15 protein-coding genes are annotated in these 19,080 nt (G+C 33.7%); 6 read left to right on the forward strand and 9 right to left on the reverse strand.

Annotated elements, in window-relative coordinates:
• Positions 1–583: 583 nt before the first annotated feature.
• Together yidC and QMA06_RS07090 are read right to left on the reverse strand one after the other, a co-directional pair.
• A complete protein-coding gene (gene yidC, locus QMA06_RS07085; protein WP_290206172.1) occupies positions 584–2,488 on the reverse strand; it encodes a membrane protein insertase YidC in 1,905 nt (634 codons plus the stop codon).
• A 172-nt stretch (positions 2,489–2,660) separates the two neighbouring features.
• Positions 2,661–4,280, reverse strand: a complete 1,620-nt coding sequence (locus tag QMA06_RS07090) for a CTP synthase (protein WP_290206173.1) — start codon at positions 4,278–4,280, stop codon at positions 2,661–2,663.
• Positions 4,281–4,518: 238 nt separating this feature from the next.
• Between QMA06_RS07090 and QMA06_RS07095 the strand changes: the two genes are divergently transcribed.
• Positions 4,519–5,325: a T9SS type A sorting domain-containing protein gene (locus QMA06_RS07095; RefSeq protein WP_290206174.1), complete on the forward strand. Its 807-nt coding sequence runs from the start codon at positions 4,519–4,521 to the stop codon at positions 5,323–5,325.
• A gap of 329 nt (positions 5,326–5,654) precedes the next feature.
• Here QMA06_RS07095 and QMA06_RS07100 read toward each other — a convergent pair whose 3' ends face one another.
• The 6 genes from QMA06_RS07100 to bshC all read right to left on the reverse strand — a co-directional run bounded on the left by QMA06_RS07100 (position 5,655) and on the right by bshC (position 13,283).
• Entirely contained in the window at positions 5,655–5,882 is a 228-nt protein-coding gene (locus QMA06_RS07100; protein WP_290206175.1) for a DUF3820 family protein, read from the reverse strand.
• A 52-nt stretch (positions 5,883–5,934) separates the two neighbouring features.
• Complete coding sequence (locus tag QMA06_RS07105; protein ID WP_290206176.1) at positions 5,935–6,471, reverse strand: DUF922 domain-containing protein; 537 nt, start codon at positions 6,469–6,471, stop codon at positions 5,935–5,937.
• A 108-nt stretch (positions 6,472–6,579) separates the two neighbouring features.
• Positions 6,580–8,487 carry a lytic transglycosylase gene (locus QMA06_RS07110; protein WP_290206177.1) on the reverse strand — a complete coding sequence of 636 codons (1,908 nt, stop codon included), beginning with the start codon at positions 8,485–8,487 and terminating at the stop codon, positions 6,580–6,582.
• A 119-nt stretch (positions 8,488–8,606) separates the two neighbouring features.
• On the reverse strand, positions 8,607–10,142 hold the full coding sequence (guaA, locus tag QMA06_RS07115; RefSeq protein ID WP_290206178.1) for a glutamine-hydrolyzing GMP synthase: 1,536 nt from the start codon (positions 10,140–10,142) through the stop codon (positions 8,607–8,609).
• Between the two features lie 168 nt (positions 10,143–10,310).
• A complete protein-coding gene (locus tag QMA06_RS07120) occupies positions 10,311–11,681 on the reverse strand; it encodes a pyridoxal phosphate-dependent decarboxylase family protein (protein ID WP_290206179.1) in 1,371 nt (456 codons plus the stop codon).
• A 3-nt stretch (positions 11,682–11,684) separates the two neighbouring features.
• On the reverse strand, positions 11,685–13,283 hold the full coding sequence (gene bshC / locus QMA06_RS07125; protein WP_290206180.1) for a bacillithiol biosynthesis cysteine-adding enzyme BshC: 1,599 nt from the start codon (positions 13,281–13,283) through the stop codon (positions 11,685–11,687).
• A gap of 114 nt (positions 13,284–13,397) precedes the next feature.
• Here bshC and QMA06_RS07130 point away from each other — a divergent pair, with 114 nt between their 5' ends.
• The 5 genes from QMA06_RS07130 to QMA06_RS07150 all read left to right on the forward strand — a co-directional run bounded on the left by QMA06_RS07130 (position 13,398) and on the right by QMA06_RS07150 (position 17,723).
• Positions 13,398–15,887, forward strand: a complete 2,490-nt coding sequence (locus tag QMA06_RS07130; protein WP_290206181.1) for a M14 metallopeptidase family protein — start codon at positions 13,398–13,400, stop codon at positions 15,885–15,887.
• A 249-nt stretch (positions 15,888–16,136) separates the two neighbouring features.
• On the forward strand, positions 16,137–16,508 hold the full coding sequence (locus QMA06_RS07135) for a VOC family protein (RefSeq protein WP_290206182.1): 372 nt from the start codon (positions 16,137–16,139) through the stop codon (positions 16,506–16,508).
• 31 nt (positions 16,509–16,539) lie between these two features.
• Complete coding sequence (locus tag QMA06_RS07140) at positions 16,540–16,845, forward strand: SET domain-containing protein (RefSeq protein ID WP_290206183.1); 306 nt, start codon at positions 16,540–16,542, stop codon at positions 16,843–16,845.
• A gap of 84 nt (positions 16,846–16,929) precedes the next feature.
• The gene (locus QMA06_RS07145; RefSeq protein ID WP_290206184.1) at positions 16,930–17,130 is read left to right on the forward strand and encodes a hypothetical protein; all 201 of its coding nucleotides are present in this window, start codon (positions 16,930–16,932) and stop codon (positions 17,128–17,130) included.
• A gap of 50 nt (positions 17,131–17,180) precedes the next feature.
• Positions 17,181–17,723 (forward strand): DUF4287 domain-containing protein, encoded by a 543-nt coding sequence (locus tag QMA06_RS07150; protein WP_290206185.1) that lies wholly within the window; start codon positions 17,181–17,183, stop codon positions 17,721–17,723.
• Between the two features lie 3 nt (positions 17,724–17,726).
• Here the strand turns inward: QMA06_RS07150 and QMA06_RS07155 are convergent, their stop codons facing one another.
• Positions 17,727–18,848 (reverse strand): M23 family metallopeptidase, encoded by a 1,122-nt coding sequence (locus QMA06_RS07155; RefSeq protein ID WP_290206186.1) that lies wholly within the window; start codon positions 18,846–18,848, stop codon positions 17,727–17,729.
• Positions 18,849–19,080 lie beyond the last annotated feature (232 nt).

Here is a 19,080-nt window from a genome sequence, read left to right on the forward strand (position 1 = left end):
CTCAAGCCATTATGGTTTGAGCTTTTTTTTATATTGAAAGAATAGGCATTCGGTTCAGTATCTAATTACAAGACATTTATTATTTCTTGAACTTTGTTAGGTTAAAAATAGCTACCCATTTTATAAAACTGAAAGTTCTAAAAAAAGAACACCGTACATTATCTGCGCTACAGCCGCCGGTTCTATCTATCTATCTATCTATCTATCTATCTATCTATCTATCTATCTATCTATCTATCTATCTATCTATCTTCCTTCCTATCTTCCTTCCTATCTTCCTTCCTATCTTCCTATCTTCCTATCTTTCTATCTTTCTATCTTCCTATCTTCCTATCTTCCTATCTTCCTATCTTCCTATCTTCCTATCTTCCTATCTTCCTATCTTCCTATCTTCCTATCTATAGGATTTTAAGGTTTTTTATTAATTTAATGTAACCAAAATATTGGTACAATTCAATACGTCAAAACAAACGATTTCAATATCTCAACAAAAGAAAAGCCACAACATTAAAGTTGTGGCTATATAATAACATCAATAAGAGAATAATTAATTCGATAAAATTATTTAATCTATCTATAAAATTTATTTTTTCTTACCTCTTTGTTGTGCTTGTTTTTGTTGTTCAGCCTGTTCCATCATCTCAGCCATTTTCTTTTGAAACTTATTTTGTTTCTTAGGCTTCTTTTTATTAACCTCAATTTTTGCCAACACTTTTTCTTCATCGATAATGTAGTTTTTAATCACTAACATTATTCCAATACTAATTAGGTTAGAAATAAAATAATACAAACTTAAACCTGATGCATAGTTGTTAAAGAATATTAGCATTAAAATTGGTGAGAAGTAAATCATATACTTCATCATTTTGGCCATATCTGGCATACCTTCTTGTGTAGGTTGCGTTGCCATTTGCTGACCAGTGGTCATTTTCATATAAAAGAAAATTGCAATAGCTGCCAATATTGGAAATAAACTTACGTGATCACCATAGAAAGGAATATGAAATGGTAAATCTAAAACAGAATCAAAAGAACTTAAATCGTCTGCCCAAAGAAAACTTTTTTGTCGCAATGCAAACGCTGTAGGGAAAAACATGAATAGAGCGTAAAATACTGGAATCTGCATTAAACCAGGCAAACACCCGCTTAATGGACTAGCACCTGCTCTACTCTGAATAGCCATAGTTTCCTGTTGAGCTTTTAACTTATTATCTTTGTATTTTTCTCTAACAGCATCTAATTCTGGCTTCAATATTTTCATCTTCGCCTGCGACAAGAATTGTTTATACTGCACAAATGATAATAAGATTTTCACCAAAATAGTCATTACTATAATCGCAATTCCGTACGGTAAAAACCCGCTTAAAAAACCAAATAATGGAATAAACAATGCTTTATTAATCCATCCAAAAATACCCCATCCAAAAGGAATACTTTCTTGCAAGCCTTTATCGTATTGCTTTAACGTTTTACTATCAGTAGGGCCATAATACAAGCCTAAATTTTTATTGAGCTCTCCGCCACTAAACGCTAAAGGCATTTTTGATGTATACAACTTGGTAAATAAAGTATCTATTTCTTCATCTTCAACTAAATCCTGAGAGGTTATTGACACATTATTAAATGAACCATCATCTGAAGTTAATATAGAACTAAAAAAATGTTGTCTGTAAGATAACCATTCTACATCATCAATAATTTCATCGTCATCACCATTTTGAGATAATTTATCTACCCGCCCGTCGTCATGCATATAGGTTAATCTGGTGTAGCGATTTTCGTAGCTGATACTCTTTGCGTGCCTAATACTTTTTTGTTTCCAATCTAACTCAATAGCTTGCGACGTATTAAAAACACTACTTAAACCTTGGGACTTAATTGAAAAATCAATCATGTAATCATTAGGCTTCAATTCGTAACGATATTCTATAAAGGCACTTTCAGAAGCTTTAAATTTCATGGATACCACCGTATTCTCTCCACTTTTGGTTACGTTAGGCTGAAACGGAAGTTCTTGAGTGTTGTAAGTACGATTATCTGATGTACCAAACCTTATATTGAATGCACTGTTATTCTCCTTAACCAAATAAATTGGCACTGAATCATAATCAACAAAATTCTTGAGTTTTACTTGTGCTAAATGTCCCCCTTTGCGGTTAAATTTAAGTTCAAAAACATCCGTTTGTACGGTAGTAATATCTTCACCTGGTAATGTTGCTGCATAGGCAAAAGATCCTAATTTATTTTGAAGTGCAACTTGTTGTGTAGAATCTAAAGCTTGAGTATTTGTAAAATCATCCGAAGTTGTAACTAAGGTTTCATTTTGCTGTCTTTCTTTCTTTTCTGCTTCAACTTGTTCTTGTTCTGCTTTTTTCTGAGCTTCAAGTTCTTCTGGTGTGGGTTGATTTTGATACATCATAAATACCAAAATTCCGAATATAAGGACAAAACCTATAATAGATTTAACGTCGAATTTCTTTTCTTCCATACTCTTTTCCGCTAGGGCGGTAATCTAATTAATCATTTTAATTTTAGACCTGTCAGTTGTTTTATGCCGAGTTCGAATCAGTATTTAGTTGACAAGTCATTTACAGTCACTTTTGCTTGACTCAAAAAGTTACCCAAAAGTTCTATATGCGCCAAAGTGGCACGTTTGTAAGTTAGTTTTTCTTCTTTCTATATTTCAAGGCTGCAGCTACAAAGGCCACAAATAAAGGATGTGGATTTCTTACCGTACTTTTGTATTCTGGATGATATTGTACTCCAACAAACCAATTATTTTCTGGAATTTCTACAATTTCTACCAATTTAGTTTTTGGATTGAAACCTGTTGCTTTTAATCCGGCATTCTCAAACTGTGTCTTGTAGGCATTATTAAATTCAAAGCGGTGTCTGTGCCTTTCTGTTATCATTTCAGATTGATAAACATCATAAGCTATACTGTCTTTTTCGAGCTGACAATCCCAAGTGCCTAATCGCATGGTACCTCCCTTGTTCACCACATTTTTCTGTGATTCCATTAAATTGATCACTGGATTTGGTGTCTGATCATCTAATTCAATTGAATTTGCATCTTTAATATTCAGGACATTCCGAGCGTATTCAATCACAGCCATTTGCATGCCTAAACAAATTCCTAAAAAAGGAATATTATGTTCTCTCACAAAACGTACAGCATCAATTTTACCTTCAATACCACGTTCTCCAAAACCTGGCGCAACTAAAACACCATCTAAATGCCCCAGTTTAAATTCAATATTACTTTCAGATAAATATTCAGAATGAATAGGTTCCACAATAACCTTAACTTCATTTTCTGCACCTGCATGAATAAAGGCTTCGAGAATGGATTTATAAGAGTCTTGAAGTTCCACATACTTACCAATCAATCCAATTGAGACTTCACTCTTTGGGTTTTTATGACGCTTTAAAAACTGATTCCAACGTTTTAAATCTGGTACATCGCTTTTTAATTGTAGTTGTTTTAAAACGACTTTATCAAGTCCTTCTTCCAACATTAAATTTGGAACATCATAAATAGTTGATGCATCAATAGATTCTATAACCGCTTCCTTTTTCACGTTACAAAAACGTGCCAGTTTGGTTTTTAAACCATCATTAAGTTTATGTTCTGTTCTACAAACTAAAATATCTGCTTGAACTCCACTTTCCATTAAAGTTTTTACACTATGTTGGGTCGGTTTAGTTTTTAATTCCCCGGCTGCCGATAAAAATGGAACCAAGGTTAAATGAATAACACAAGTATTGTGCTCTCCTAAATCCCATTCTAACTGTCTAACAGCTTCAATGTATGGTAAAGACTCAATATCGCCAACGGTTCCTCCTATTTCGGTAATAACAATATCGTAATCTCCTGAGTTCCCTAAAATTTGAATTCGACGCTTTATCTCATCGGTAATATGCGGAATAACTTGTACTGTTTTTCCTAAAAACTCGCCACGTCGTTCTTTATCAATAACACTTTGGTAAATTCTTCCCGTCGTTACGTTATTGGCCTGTGATGTAGCAACATTTAAAAAACGTTCGTAATGTCCTAAATCCAGATCTGTTTCGGCACCATCATCAGTGACGTAACATTCGCCATGTTCATAAGGATTTAAGGTTCCAGGATCAATGTTGATATATGGATCTAATTTCTGAATGGTAATTCTGTAACCTTGAGATTGTAAGAGTTTAGCTAAAGATGCAGCTATAATGCCTTTTCCTAGTGAAGAAGACACACCTCCTGTTACAAAAATATATTTAGGGTTTGTGGTCATGATGCGCTGTTAAACGCAGGCAAATTTACGAAATAAAACGAGTTATCTATGATTTGTTTATGGTTTGTTGATATGTTGTAATTTGGTATACTAAAGCCTAGTGTCAAAGGCTTTTACTAAGATGATCTTCAATTTTTTAACAAGTATTAAATGACCATATCCTATTAAGAGATGGATACTATAAGACTTTTAAGTTTAATTTTCACTAACTTGAAGGTCAATCACAAACTCACAATTCATGAAAAAAATTACTCTCGTCCTCGTTATTCTAACATTTAGTAGTCAGGCCCAAACATTCCCCAATCCATATTGCCAAATTACAAATGGCACTATAGTTGAAGAAATCACTTCGGTAGATTTTGACACAAATAGTATTACAAATACAGATACGACTTTAAATTTAATTGATGCTACAAGCACTGTAATTAATGTTACTCCAGAAGAAACCTATTCTATAACGGTTAACGGTAATACTTATGGAACCTTTTCAACTAATATTGTCGCCTTTATCGACTGGAATCAAAATAATATTTTAGACGATGATAATGAAGTATATGCCATTGGCACCCTATTCGATACCGATGGAAACACCGAAGCTGATGCTGTTACTGCAGAAATTGTAGTGCCATCGGATGCTACTGCAGGAAATACTCGAATTAGAATTACCAAAACTTATACAGATTCTACTTCACCTGCTATAGTCGATCCTTGTGCCATAGCATTCAACGCTTTTGGTCAAGGAGTTCAAAACGGATATGGACAAGCTATTGATTTCACCTTGAATATTAGTAGTTTAAGTATAAATGAATTTAACACAAATGCTTTATCTGTCTCTCCGACTTCTGTAAAAGATTTTTTGAATATAGCTTACAATTCTGAAATCAATTCCGTTCACATTATCAACCTTATAGGTCAAGAAGTTATTTCTCAACAAACGACATCATCTCATATACAATTAAATTTAACGGAGTTAGCTAGAGGAATATATGTAGTTAATTTAAATACAACCACCGGAAAGCATAATTTTAAAATTCTAAAACAATAATGCGTAACAATATATCTTAAAATTCTGAGAAGTATTTTTAACGAATTATTTCTCAGACTTACTATATAAGAAATATAAATTCAAAACTAAAATAGTTAATTTGGAAAAATTAAAGTCGTCCCGAGGTATAAAAGCATAAACTATGTGGATTATCTCCATAAAATCATTTGCTGTTTACTTTGTACATTACGAATTTGCTCAGTAATTTTTGATACAGTATAGAAGTCAGCATCCTTCGCAAGCTCCTAATTTGCTATGAGATCTTATCATTTATTTGATGTTCTAAAATCAAATCCAATTTAATGCTAAACTAAAAGAATAAAAAAATATCACTTTCTAAAATCTCGGCGGATTGTATAAATCAAATTTTCTAAACCATTGATTTTAATATCGCACATTTGGGCCATCATACGGCCTAATTTTCCTTCGGGAAAACCTTTTTGTTGATACCATATATAGTAATATTCCGGAATATCGACTAAATATTGGTCTTTATATTTACCAAATGGCATTTTATAATGTGCTAATTCGATTAAAACGGTGCCGTCTAATTCCATCTTAGTTGCAGGAGATTTTATCTAATTAATTCGAAGATTAATTGTGTAAATATTATGATTTATATTGGGCTAGATTATTAAGCTCTATGGCAATAAAAGCTTCCCATTTTTTTTGTTTATCTATTACCATTGAATGGTTAGTTTCTTTATCGTAACGTTGTTGCGTTTCAGTAATAGCCTCATTAATGGATACCTGTAACTGATTTAGTTGGGCCTTTAGGTTCTGATTAACTTTTAATTTAGTGAGTTTCTGTCTAAACTGACGTGCGTAAAGTTCGGTAATATCAAAATGTAATTGTTCGTGCGCTAATATATGAGCATTTCCTCTTTCTTTAACGTACCACGATTTATCGGGGTAAAAATGCGCTTCAACATTTGTAGAAAAGTCAACAATTTTATCTCCTGAAGTCTTTAATGAATACCCAAATGTAATGCCTGATGCAGTTAATGCGACAGCATCTGACTCGGTATCTGGATGGGCTTTAAAATCTGCCCAAGTCAGTTTGGAGGTTTCATTCCAAATCATAACTTGGTCATTTGTAATATTACCAAAAAAAATAAATGCGATAAATAAGATTAAATTTTTCAACAGTGTGTATTTATGAATTGATTTAAAAGTAATATCTTTTTAATTATAGGTCTAAAAAATGGGATATACAACAAAAAAATCAACCTTAAATAGCAACTTTAAAAGAAATCAATTTGCTTCTACAATTCTTAATTCATCAAATTTCACCACATATACGGCCTGATTTACATATCCGCCAAATAGGGCTTTATCGTATCTAAATTTGTTTTCTACGTATTCCGTTTCAATTGCTTCCATAGATGCATCATATAAACTTTCTGCTGAAGCCAATCGCATTAAAATATCTAAAGTAATATCAAAACCACGGGACACATATTTACTTGGTGATACTCCATAGGCTTCTCGATAGGCAGAAACAAAACCATTAGCCTTGGTCTCATCAAAATCCTTATGAATTGACGGGTAATGAAATTTTAAATTAGATAAATTATTATTATCAATATCTTTTCCTTCAAATGCCTTATTCTTGTCCGTTGTAGCTAAAATAATCTCTCTTTTATTAACGACTAACCCGTTTAGCAAACTAGTAACATTAGAGACGAAAGAATTATTATCAGTTTCTAAAAACACATAAGTTTTACCAGGGGAAAAAATATTTTGCAAATCAACATGATGAATAAAATGTCCGTCCTTAGTTTTATTTTTTCTGTCCATTCTAGAAAGAATTAACTTAGAATTTGGAAACTCGTTTTGTAACGCTTCACTTGTCGTTTTATGAGCTCGATCTGAAATAACTACCACTCTAGTTTTTGAGCTATCGGCCTTAACATAATTTATAATAGCCTTACGTAATAATTTCTCTTCAGGTATGGTCTGAAATACATTACTATAAACTTCTTTTGGTTTATTCATAGCTGCAATGACAGGAATATTCTTTGACTTTAATGCTAGTGCTACACGATTAAAGCTGTTTTCTTCCATAGGACCAATTACAGCATCATAATCTGAAAAATCATTATTCGCTAATAATTCACTTGTTCCAGAAATATGGTATTTTGTATCTAGCACCTTTAAATCAGTAGAAATCCCCAATTGCTTAGCAGAATCTAAAGCCATAATAACACCCACATGAAAATCCATAACAACAGATAATCGTTTGTCATTCTTAAGTTTATCTTTAGTTTCGTCAACCGCATCAACATCGATTCTATCGAGACGGTATGGCATCATTAAAGCTATTTTTTTTGTTTTATAATTTTTTAAATTACCTTTTAAATCAATAGTTTCAACGGTTTCTAAGTTGCCTAATGTGTCAACACCTTCTGGGACTTTTAAGACCATTCCAGCTTTTAAACCTGTTTCTTTCAAATTAGGATTTAATTCCTCTAATTGTTCTTGTGTGAGATTAAGTTTTACTTTTAATCTAAAAAAACCCTCTTTCGGTAAGACTTCATAATAACCATAAGTAGAGTCAATTGCTTTTTCTTCTTGGTCTTTAATATTGGGAACATTAAGCTCATTGCCTGGCTGAATGGTTGCATTCATAAAAGGATTTAAAGCTTCCAAGTCGGATACCGAAATTCCAAATTTATAAGCGATTCGCCATTTTCCTTCTTTAGGTTGAACGGTATATTTCTTTATGGTATTATTCAAAGTTTGTTTAGAAGCTACAGTTCGGTATCTCGGGATTCTAATTTTATCTCCTTTTTTGAGATTTTCAGAATATAAAAAGCGATTAGCTTTCTTCAATTCCTCTTCCGAAACATTGTATTCTTGAGCTAAACCATACAAGGTTTCTTTTCGTCTAACCTTATGGTTTTTATAACCGATAAGATTTTTACTATCCTCTATAATACTGTCATTCTTAACTTTAGAATTCGGTATAATTAAAACCGTATTTGGCTGAAACTTGCGTTTAGCATCAGGATTTAAAGCATAAATATCAAAAGGTGTTACCAAATATTCTTTGGCAATAGTCTGAATGGTTTCACCAGGTTTTACCGTGTGCTCAATGTAATTTTGGGCATTTAAGCCAATTGCAAACACAATTAATATGATGGTTAATATGTTTTTCATGAAATCTATTTTTCTTTATATATGTAAGCTAAATCAATCCCGATAATAATCGAAATAGCATAGTCTGAGACTGAAAACTTTTTTTACTGAAAATTGAGACTATATATTCATTACGGTTTTTATTCCCACTCAATAGTCGCTGGTGGTTTTGAGCTAATGTCATAAACAACTCTATTCACCCCTTTCACTTTATTAATTATCTCGTTAGATGTTTTTTGCAAAAACTCATACGGTAAATTTACCCAATCTGCCGTCATACCATCTGTACTTTCTACTGCTCTTAAAGCTACGCATTTTTCATAGGTACGCTCATCTCCCATTACTCCTACACTATTTACAGGTAACAACATAGCACCTGCTTGCCAAACTTTATCGTACAAATTCCAAGAGCGTAAGTTATTTATAAATACGGCATCAACCTCTTGTAATATACGTACTTTTTCAGCTGTAATATCACCGAGAATTCTGATCGCTAAACCAGGTCCTGGAAAAGGGTGACGACCCAACAATTGTTTATCCATATTCATGGAAGCGCCAACGCGTCTTACCTCATCTTTAAATAATGCTTTTAGAGGCTCAACAACTTTAAGTTTCATAAAATCTGGCAACCCCCCAACATTATGATGACTTTTTATAGTAGCACTTGGTCCACCTGTAGCAGAAACACTTTCTATAACATCTGGATAAATAGTGCCTTGAGCTAACCATTTTACCTCCTTAATCTCATGCGCTTCATCATCAAAAACTTCAATAAATACACGACCAATCGCTTTTCTCTTCAATTCTGGATCACTCAATCCTTTTAATGCATCCAAAAAGCGTGCCGAAGCATCTACACCTTTAACATTTAATCCCATGCCTTCGTATTGCGTAAGGACATCTTCAAACTCATTTTTTCGTAATAAGCCATTATTCACAAAAATGCAATACAAATTTTTCCCAATCGCTTTATGTAATAACATGGCTGCTACAGAAGAATCTACACCACCTGACAACCCTAAAACTACTTTATCGTTACCGATTTTAGTCTTTAGATAATCGACGGTTTCTTCAACAAAAGATTGTGGAGTCCAATCTTGTTCTACTTCTGCTATTTTAACTAAAAAATTCTTTAATAATTGTGCACCATCTGTAGAATGATAAACTTCTGGATGAAACTGAATAGCATAGGTTAGTTCTCCCTCAATTTTAAAAGCAGCATTTTCAACATCACTTGTACTTGCTAAAAGCACACCATTTGTTGGTAATTGCTTTATAGTATCACTATGGCTCATCCAAACTTGGCTACCTTTGTGAATATTTTCAAAGAAAACCTCATCTGATTTTACAAAACTTAAATTTGCTCTTCCATATTCTCGAGAATTGGATTCAGCAACTTCGCCACCTGAAAAATGAGCTAAATATTGAGCACCGTAACAAACGGCTAACATTGGTTTTTTTCCTCTAATATTATCTAATTCAGGATGGAGTGCACTTTCTCCTCTGACGGAATTAGGACTACCAGATAATATAACAGCCTTAAAGCTTTCTGAATCTGCTGGAATTTTGTTGTAGGGATGAATTTCGCAATAGATGTTTAACTCTCTAACTCTGCGCGCAATAAGCTGTGTGTATTGCGATCCGAAATCTAATATTAGGATTTTGTTGTGTTGCATGTGCAAAAATAGTGATTGATTTGGGATTTACGATTTACGATATGTGATTTTTTAAATTAATTTTTAACATAAAACCACAATTCTCGAAATCAGTTATTCTACGTTTGAGTTACGTTATCCTAAGGTCAAATTATTCAACAACGTAAGCCTTCAATTTTTATTTAAAACTTAAACCATACTTTCTAAAATCATCTCAATATCGCGCTCTGTAGTATCAGGATTTATAAAACAAAATCGCGAACAGGTTTCATATGTATCCCCGTTCTTCCATTTGGTCGGCGTTACTAAAGCAAACCCTTTTTGATGGTTTTCATACGTCCAATGTGTATAATCTTCGGGTGCCCAACCTTTTCTACGATACAGCACACAAGATAAACTAGGCTCCCTAACTAATTCTAAATCGGGATGCTCTTCTATCATTCTACCTGCAATTTGAGCCAATTCCAAACCGCGTTCTACAGCTTCTTTATAACGGTCCGTTCCATGTGTTGCCAATGAAAACCACAATGGTAAACCTCTAACTCGGCGTGTAAGTTGAATTTGATAATCTGTTGGATTAAAACCGTGTGCTCCCTCATCTTTAAATATTTCGAGATAAGAGCCTTGTTGTGAATGAGCATTTTTTGCCAACTCCATATTCTTATAAATAACGGCACCACAATCATACGGGGAAAACATCCATTTGTGAGGATCGATAGTAATACTATCTGCTTTTTCAATACCATTAAACAAATGACGAACAGAATCGGCGACCAATGCACCGCCTCCGTATGCGGCATCAACATGAAACCATAATTGTTCTTCAGCGCATATTTTGGCAACACTTTGTAAATCGTCAATAATACCTGCATTTGTTGTTCCGCCCGTAGCTACAACAGCAAACAAACATTTTCTTTGATGTTCACTTAAAGATAAAATTGTTTCTTGAAGCGCTTCACCTGTTAAATGTTCTTCTGAATCTACCAACACAATATCAACGTCAGCAACTTTTGCCATGGCTTTTATTGAAGAATGTGCGCCCATTGAAGTAATAATCAAACCTTTCTCTCGCTTATATTTTGGATTTTCTCTCCAGTGCTCCCTAGCCGTAACTATTGCAGATAAATTAGCCGCTGTGCCACCACTTGTAAACACACCGAAAGCCCCTTCTGGCAAACCAGTTAAAGAAATAATCCATTTCATGGCTTCATTTTCACAAAAAATCCCGCCTGCACCTTCCATCCAATAGGCTCCATGAATACTAGATGCTGAAGTAATTAAATCGAACATAATAGCTGCCTTGGTTGGCGATGCCGGTACAAAAGCTAAATTACGAGGATGGTCTACAGGAACATTTGTATTTGCCAAATGCGCTTTCCACAAGTTGAAAGCATACTCTCCACCAACTCCTTTTGCTGTTACAGTTTCCCCTACTGCTGCTTTTAACTCTTCGGCTTTTCTTGGTTTTCCTATTTGATGTTCTGTTGCGGAAACTCTACCGATGACATATTTCATGACATCTAATGTCATTTCAATTAACTCTATATCGATATGGTGCATGAATTATTTTAAATTTAAAATTAAGAACTTTCCTTTTAATGGCTCTAAACGCTTTATCAACGCAGGAATCAATTCGTCGCCATATTCCAAATACAATTCCGAAAAATTAGTATTCCGCTCTTGTAAACTTTGATTTGGAAAAAGTTGTTCTTGCAATTCTGTGGAACGGCTAATTTGGTCAGCTAATTTCTTTTTTTGGGCTTTAAGCAATCGCTTTTCAAGATGTTTTAGGCCCTTGATCTGTTTCACCTCTTGCGCCTTCACTGCACCAATAAACGACTTATCCGTGTCTTCTGCAAGTTGGTACATCTCATCAAAATGTTTTACCAAATGCTGCATTTGTTTTGAAAAATCGATATCAATATTTGAAATTTTCCGAACCCTTTTATTAATAAAAGAATGTCTATCTAAAAATAAATCGTTGTCTGAAATATTTAATTTTTCAAGTTTATCGGTTTGCTTTTGCGTTTTAATTAATGCTGAATTTCTTAATAGTAACATCGGAAATGTCACATCTTGAGCTTCAAAATTAGACTTTAATTGTAACCAATAAATAAGTTCGCCACCACCACCAATGTAGCAGAGGTTTGGTAAAATAACCTCCTGATATAAAGGACGCATAATGACATTAGGTGAAAAACGCTCTGGTACTTCATCGAGATGTTTTAGTAACTCACTTTCGCTCCATGTTATGTCGGTATCTAAAACCGAATAGACACCATTAATTTCAACAATACGTTCTCGCAAGCCATTCTTAATATAAAATAGGTTGATTTCTCTGGGATTGACTTGAATTTTCAACCCTAAATCTTCCAATTTCTTATTGGTTTTAGAAACTGTTTTAAAGGCTGTTTGCTTCAACATTTCTTTTTTCATCTGAGGAATAAAAGAACGTTTCAAATCTTTATCATCCGCATCTAAAATGACTAAGCCATATTCTGCAAATAACTCATTAGCTAAATACCGTGTAGCATCGGCTAAATTATTGTGATTTAAATACGCTTCCTTAAACCAAGATTTTAATTGCTGTGCATTTCTACCTTCCCCAAATTCAGATTTAACCACTTTATAAACCTCTTCTAAACCTTCTAAATTAAATTGACCTACGGCTCCTGTTTGGCTAGAATTCCATTGGATCTTTTTACCTTTAAAAGTGAAAAAATTAATTTCATCAAAATCGTGATCCTCGGAAGCCATCCAATAAATAGGCACGAAATTATTTTTAGGATACGCTTCTTTTAGTTGTTTAGTTAAATTTATAGTAGAAATGATTTTGTACAGGAAATAGAGTGGCCCTGTAAACAAATTTAATTGATGGCCAGTAGTGATGGTAAAGGTATTTTCAGAAGCCAAACTATCAATGTTATCATTAGTTGCATCTGAAATTTGGAGCGTTTTGTATTGCGATTTCAAGCATTCAACCAAAACTGTCCTTGATTTTGATTTTACAGATGCACGTTTTTCTGCAAGCTGTGTTTCAAAATTTTCTAGGTTAGGAAAGTGATGGTAAAATTTCTTTAATTCGTCTTTCTCAGCGAGATAGTCGCATATAAAATCCGAAAAATAATTGGTTTCCTTAAACGGAATATAGTTGGTTGGCATACGTAAATTCAATTAAGGCATAAATATAATACTCTTCAATTTTTTATCTGCTAATTTTTAGTTAATTCAGTTGCACTACCTATCTTTAAACTTTTCATCATAAATATCATTTAAATGCAAAAAATAGTTTTAATTCTGTGGGTCGTTTTTGGTAGTTTCACGTTAACATCGGCTCAAAATCTTCAATCCCCAAGTAGTTTTTTAGGTTACGATATCGGCACGCAATTTAGTCGCCACCACCAAGTAATTGATTATTTTAAATCAGTGGCTAAAACCCTTCCAAATCAAGTTATATTAAAAGAATATGGTAACACCTATGAGCGAAGAGGCTTGCACTTGGCCTATATATCTAGCGAAGCAAATATTAAAAACCTCGAAACAATTCGTGAAAATAATTTAAAACAAATTGGCTTATTAGAAGGCAACCCAACTTCTACAGACGTCGCAATTGTTTGGCTAAGCTACAATGTACATGGCAACGAAGCGTCGAGTACTGAGGCGGCGATGCTAACTATTTATAAATTACTTACAGAACACCAAGGTTTACTTAAAAATACTGTAGTAATTATGGATCCAAGTGTTAATCCAGATGGTCGCGATCGTTATGTTAATTGGTATAATGAAACAAAAAGTACACCTTTCGATATTGACAGTAATGCCAATGAACACAATGAACCTTGGCCTGGTGGTCGTCCTAATCATTATCTATTTGACCTCAACAGAGATTGGGCTTGGGCAACGCAAGTAGAAACACAACAACGTTTGCTTGTTTATAACAAATGGATGCCTCATGTACATGTCGATTTTCATGAACAAGGCATTAACGAACCCTATTATTTTGCACCAGCAGCAGAGCCGTTTCATGAAATTATATCTGATTGGCAACGTGATTTTCAAACACAAATAGGTAAAAACCATGCTAAATATTTTGATGCTGAAGGTTGGTTGTTCTTTACCAGAGAACGTTTCGATTTGTTGTATCCGAGCTATGGCGACACCTACCCAACATTTATGGGTGCTATAGGCATGACTTATGAACAAGCAGGACACGGAAGAGCTGGTTTAGGCATACGTAATGATGAAGGTGAAGTTTTAACATTAATTGATCGATTAACGCATCACACCACCGCTGGGATTTCAACGGTTGAAATGGCTTCTAAAAATGCCGAAAAATTAAATTCTGAATTTGCACAATTCTTTGATAATTCCAACTTAAAATACAAGAGCTACGTTATTAAGGGTAATGAAGATCGCCTAAATCGTTTGAAAACACTTTTAAGCAAACACAACATCACTTACGAAAACGCATTAGCCTCTAAAATTTCTGGATATAATTATACTACAGGTCAACAAACAAATTTGAATGTTGATAACAATGCGCTCGTGGTACAAACTAATCAGCCCAAAGGCAAAATGGTAAAATCGTTGTTTGAACCCAATACCAAACTTTCGGATTCTTTAACTTATGATATTACAGCATGGTCACTGCCTTATGCTTATGGATTAGATGCTATAGCGAGTACTACAGAAGTAGCCGGTAATACATTGTCTGACCCTAAAGTTCTTCAAACATTAAATGATGCCTATGGTTATGTGAGTAAATGGAATTCTATGGAAGATGCTCAGTTCTTAACCGAATTATTACGCCAAAATTTTAAAGTACGTTTTACTGAAAAGCCATTCAGTTCAAATAACAAAAAATTTAATCGGGGCGCATTAATTATTACTAAAGGAGACAATAAGCATATTGATAAAATGGTTTCAAAACTAAATACCATTGCGCAACATCATGCACAACCATTAACAGCAATTAATACAGGATTTTCTCAAACCATACCCGATATTGGCTCGCCAGATATTAAATTATTGAATAAACAAAAGGTTGCTGTGCTCTCTGGTGAAGGTACTAACTCATTGAATTATGGTGAAATTTGGCATTTCTTTGAACAGCAATTACAGTATCCACTTACCTCAATTAATACAAGGGATTTTGCCAAAATTAATTTAGACAACTATACTATTTTAATTCTTCCTAATGGGTATTATAATAATGTATTAAACGATGAAAATATGGCCAAATTAAAAACTTGGGTCAGCGCAGGAGGTAAAGTAATTGCGATTGATGGTGCCTTACAAAGTTTTGCTGGAAAAGATGGTTTTAGCTTAAAATTCAAAAAATCTGACGATGAAGAAGAAGATAAAAAGATCCAAAATCTTACACCTTATGCTGATCGTGAACGCGAATCTAGTAACGACTTAATTACAGGTGCCATTTTTAATACCAAAGTAGATAACACACATCCTATGGCTTTTGGTTATGACACTAATTATTTTACCTTAAAATTAGGGAACTCAGCTTACAGTTTATTAGATAGTGGTTATAACATCGCTTACCTAGATGATACTAAAGTATATTCTGGTTTCGCTGGACAAAATGCCGTGAAAAATTTAGAACAAACTTTAGTTTTTGGCGAAGAACGCATGGGTAGTGGCAGCTTTATTTACATGGTAGATAATATACTTTTTAGAAGCTTCTGGGAAAATGGAAAATTGTTTTTGGTAAATGCTATTTTTATGGTGAATAATAATGCTTATGAGTTGTAATTAAGCGAACGTTTTTTAAAATAAGAAATGTAAAGCTTCAAGATTTCGCGCACTATGTATACAATTATTTCCTAACCGAACGCCAATGACAAAAGCACTATATTAGACCTGTACAAGAGGCTTTTAAAGCTTAAAAAGGGCAGACCTTAACTACGCAAACAGCACAGCAATTTCCTAAATGATTTTATAGATTAAAAGTGAAGTGAATTAAAAGTTTATTATCTTTATTTCTAACAAAATTCTTAAAAAATGAAATTAGGAGCATTTTCCATAAGTCTAGCCGTTAAAGATATCAAAGCGTCCAAAGCCTTTTATGAAAGCTTAGGATTTTCTGTATTCGCCGGAGATATGGAAAAAAATTACCTCATTTTGAAAAATGAAGAAACGCTCATTGGCTTATTTCAAGGCATGTTTGAAAATAACATTCTAACTTTTAATCCTGGTTGGGACCAAAGTGCCAATCCACTTCAAAACTTTAATGATGTACGAACTATTCAGAAACATTTAAAAAGCAAAAACATACAGCTAGAACACGAAGCTGATGAATCTACTACAGGACCTGCAAGTTTTGTGGTTTTAGATCCCGATGGGAACGCGATTTTGATTGACCAACATATTTAAGGTTATAATTCAATTTATATTTTTAAATCATATGATACATCCAAAAACTGCATTAAAATTTATAAACGACAGCATTGGTTATGGGGTTGTGGCCACAGAGTTTATTCCCGCCGGAACTATAACATGGGCCTTAGACGATTTAGATAGAGCGTTTACTCCAGATGCAGTTAAAGCAATGGATTCGGTTTATAAAAATATTATGGATACGTATTCCTATAGGAATAATAAAGGCAACTTTGTGTTGTGTTGGGATAATGGGCGCTTTGTAAATCACAGTTTTAGAGCCAATTGTCTCACAACGGCTTATGATTTTGAAATTGCCATTAGAGATATATAAAGAGGGGAACAATTAACTGATGATTATGGATATTTAAATATTACCGAACCTTTTTAACCTGTCGATGAAGGCACAAAAAGAAAAGTGGTTTATCCAGATGATTTGGTAAACTTTCATAAAACTTGGGATAAACAACTCACGGATGTTTTTGATAGAATAACTGATCACAACCAACCCTTAAAAGTGCTATTAAAAGATGACTTATGGCACAAAATAGAGCGTATAGTTTTTGGTAAAGAAACCATGGATTCTATTCTAAAAAATTATTATAACGTAGAAAAATAACCAAACGACACCTATAAGATATTCACTAAGGTATTGCCAATACTAAAACTATGGAAAAAGCACTGCAAACCATGATTGACAATATGCCAGAGAAAACTGGTAAATCATTAGAGCAATGGAAAAAAATTTTAACGACCAAAGCTTTCTCAAAACACTCAGAAGGAGTTAATTTTCTTAAGAAAGAACATAATGTTACACATGGTTTTGCCAATACTATTGTAACACTCTCTAAAGAAGAAAATAATTCAGCCGAAGATTTAGTATCCACTCAGTACAAAGGCAAAGAATCGCTAATTCCTATTTTTGAAAGACTACTAACAGCTGTAAAGCAATTTGGAAATGATGTTACGATTACTCCAAAAAAAACAAGTGTGAGTGTGATTAGAAAACGGCAATTTGTACTGATAAAACCAGCTACAAAAACTCGCATCGATTTGGGATTAAAACTTCCAAACAAACCAACTACAGATCGACTTGAGAATTCCGGACCATTTGGTACCATGTGCACACACAGAGTTCAAATCACTGCTGTTGAAGATGTGGATGATGAATTGATTAAATGGATGAAAGAAGCGTATCTGCTGGCCATTTAGAAATTATAGAATTGCCTTAACTAAGGATTCATGCATAAAACCTTGTAAACTATCATTAACTCGTAGGTGCAACCATCGGTCCGTTTTTCCTAAAATTTCAACATGGGTGTTTGGCTCTAAATCTTGTATTTTCCTTGTTTTAACAGCGGCTCCAATCCTAAGTTCATTTTTTCGTAATCGTGTTTCACCATATGTAAGGAATGATTCCACTTTAAAATCAGTAGGCGTATTTAATTTTACGAATGGCAATGGATCAATGGCTCCATTACTTGTATAAATCCCAAAATGCAAATGTGGCGCAGTCGTTCTGGCATTTCCGGTATTCCCGACAAAACCCAGCGTATCTCCGACCCTTACACGTTTACCTCCAGAAACAGTGATACTATCTAAATGGGCATAATATAAGGATTGCCCAAAAATTCCATCACGTAACCAAACCTGCTTACCTCCTAAACCACGATTCCCTGTATTTGAAATAAAACCGTCCGTTGCCGCTACAACTGGTGTGCCTCTTTTAGCAAAAATATCAATACCCTTATGCGACCGACTACCACCTCCCCTTGAAGCTCCCCAAAAACTCTGAATCGCCCTATTGTCTTTTCCGCTAACAGGAAATGCCATAGGTGGTTCTGTAAAACATTTTAATCCAAAGGAGGTATTATGAGTACGATAAGGAAGTATAACTAATTTATAAAGACCAGTTTGTGTAACCGTCAACTCTAAATAATTTTCTTGAGGTTCATTTGAGGTTATCGGTTTTTTAGCCACTACAGAATCATTTTCAAACATATATAAATCTATAGCCAATTTCAAACTATCCGATTCCATATTCGATTCAATTTTAAAACGTTCTCCACGTTGCAAGTCAACGGTATAAGCTAAGACCTTAAAATTTAAAGTATCCGACTTTGATTGTAATGTTGATGGCAATTCCAAACGCAATCCATTCTGTTTCGCATTTAAATAAATATTTTGATAATGCTGATAAACACTATCATTAGCTACAATTTCGCGTTCAAAAATTTCTTTTGAAGATGGATTTGTTATCACATCCGAAACTTTCTGAACTTGTTTACAAGAGGTTAATATTAGAAAAAAGAGTAGAATAAAGTAGTTCAATTTCATACTTAAAAACAAACATAAATCATACCATAAAATGTTATAGAAAGTCTAAAAAAAAGAACCAAATCATTTCTATTATTTATAGATAAAATAACTCACTTACCGTTCTACTTGTGATTCATAAATGCCAATGTTAACCGTATATTAAGGATTTATATGCGTTCATGCATAAATCATTTGAGTTAAACATTTCGAGAGAAGAAACTAACTTTGATTAAATAAAAAACTAACACTT

Origin of the sequence: Winogradskyella bathintestinalis, from assembly GCF_030407435.1 — a bacterium.
Classification (GTDB): domain Bacteria; phylum Bacteroidota; class Bacteroidia; order Flavobacteriales; family Flavobacteriaceae; genus Winogradskyella; species Winogradskyella bathintestinalis.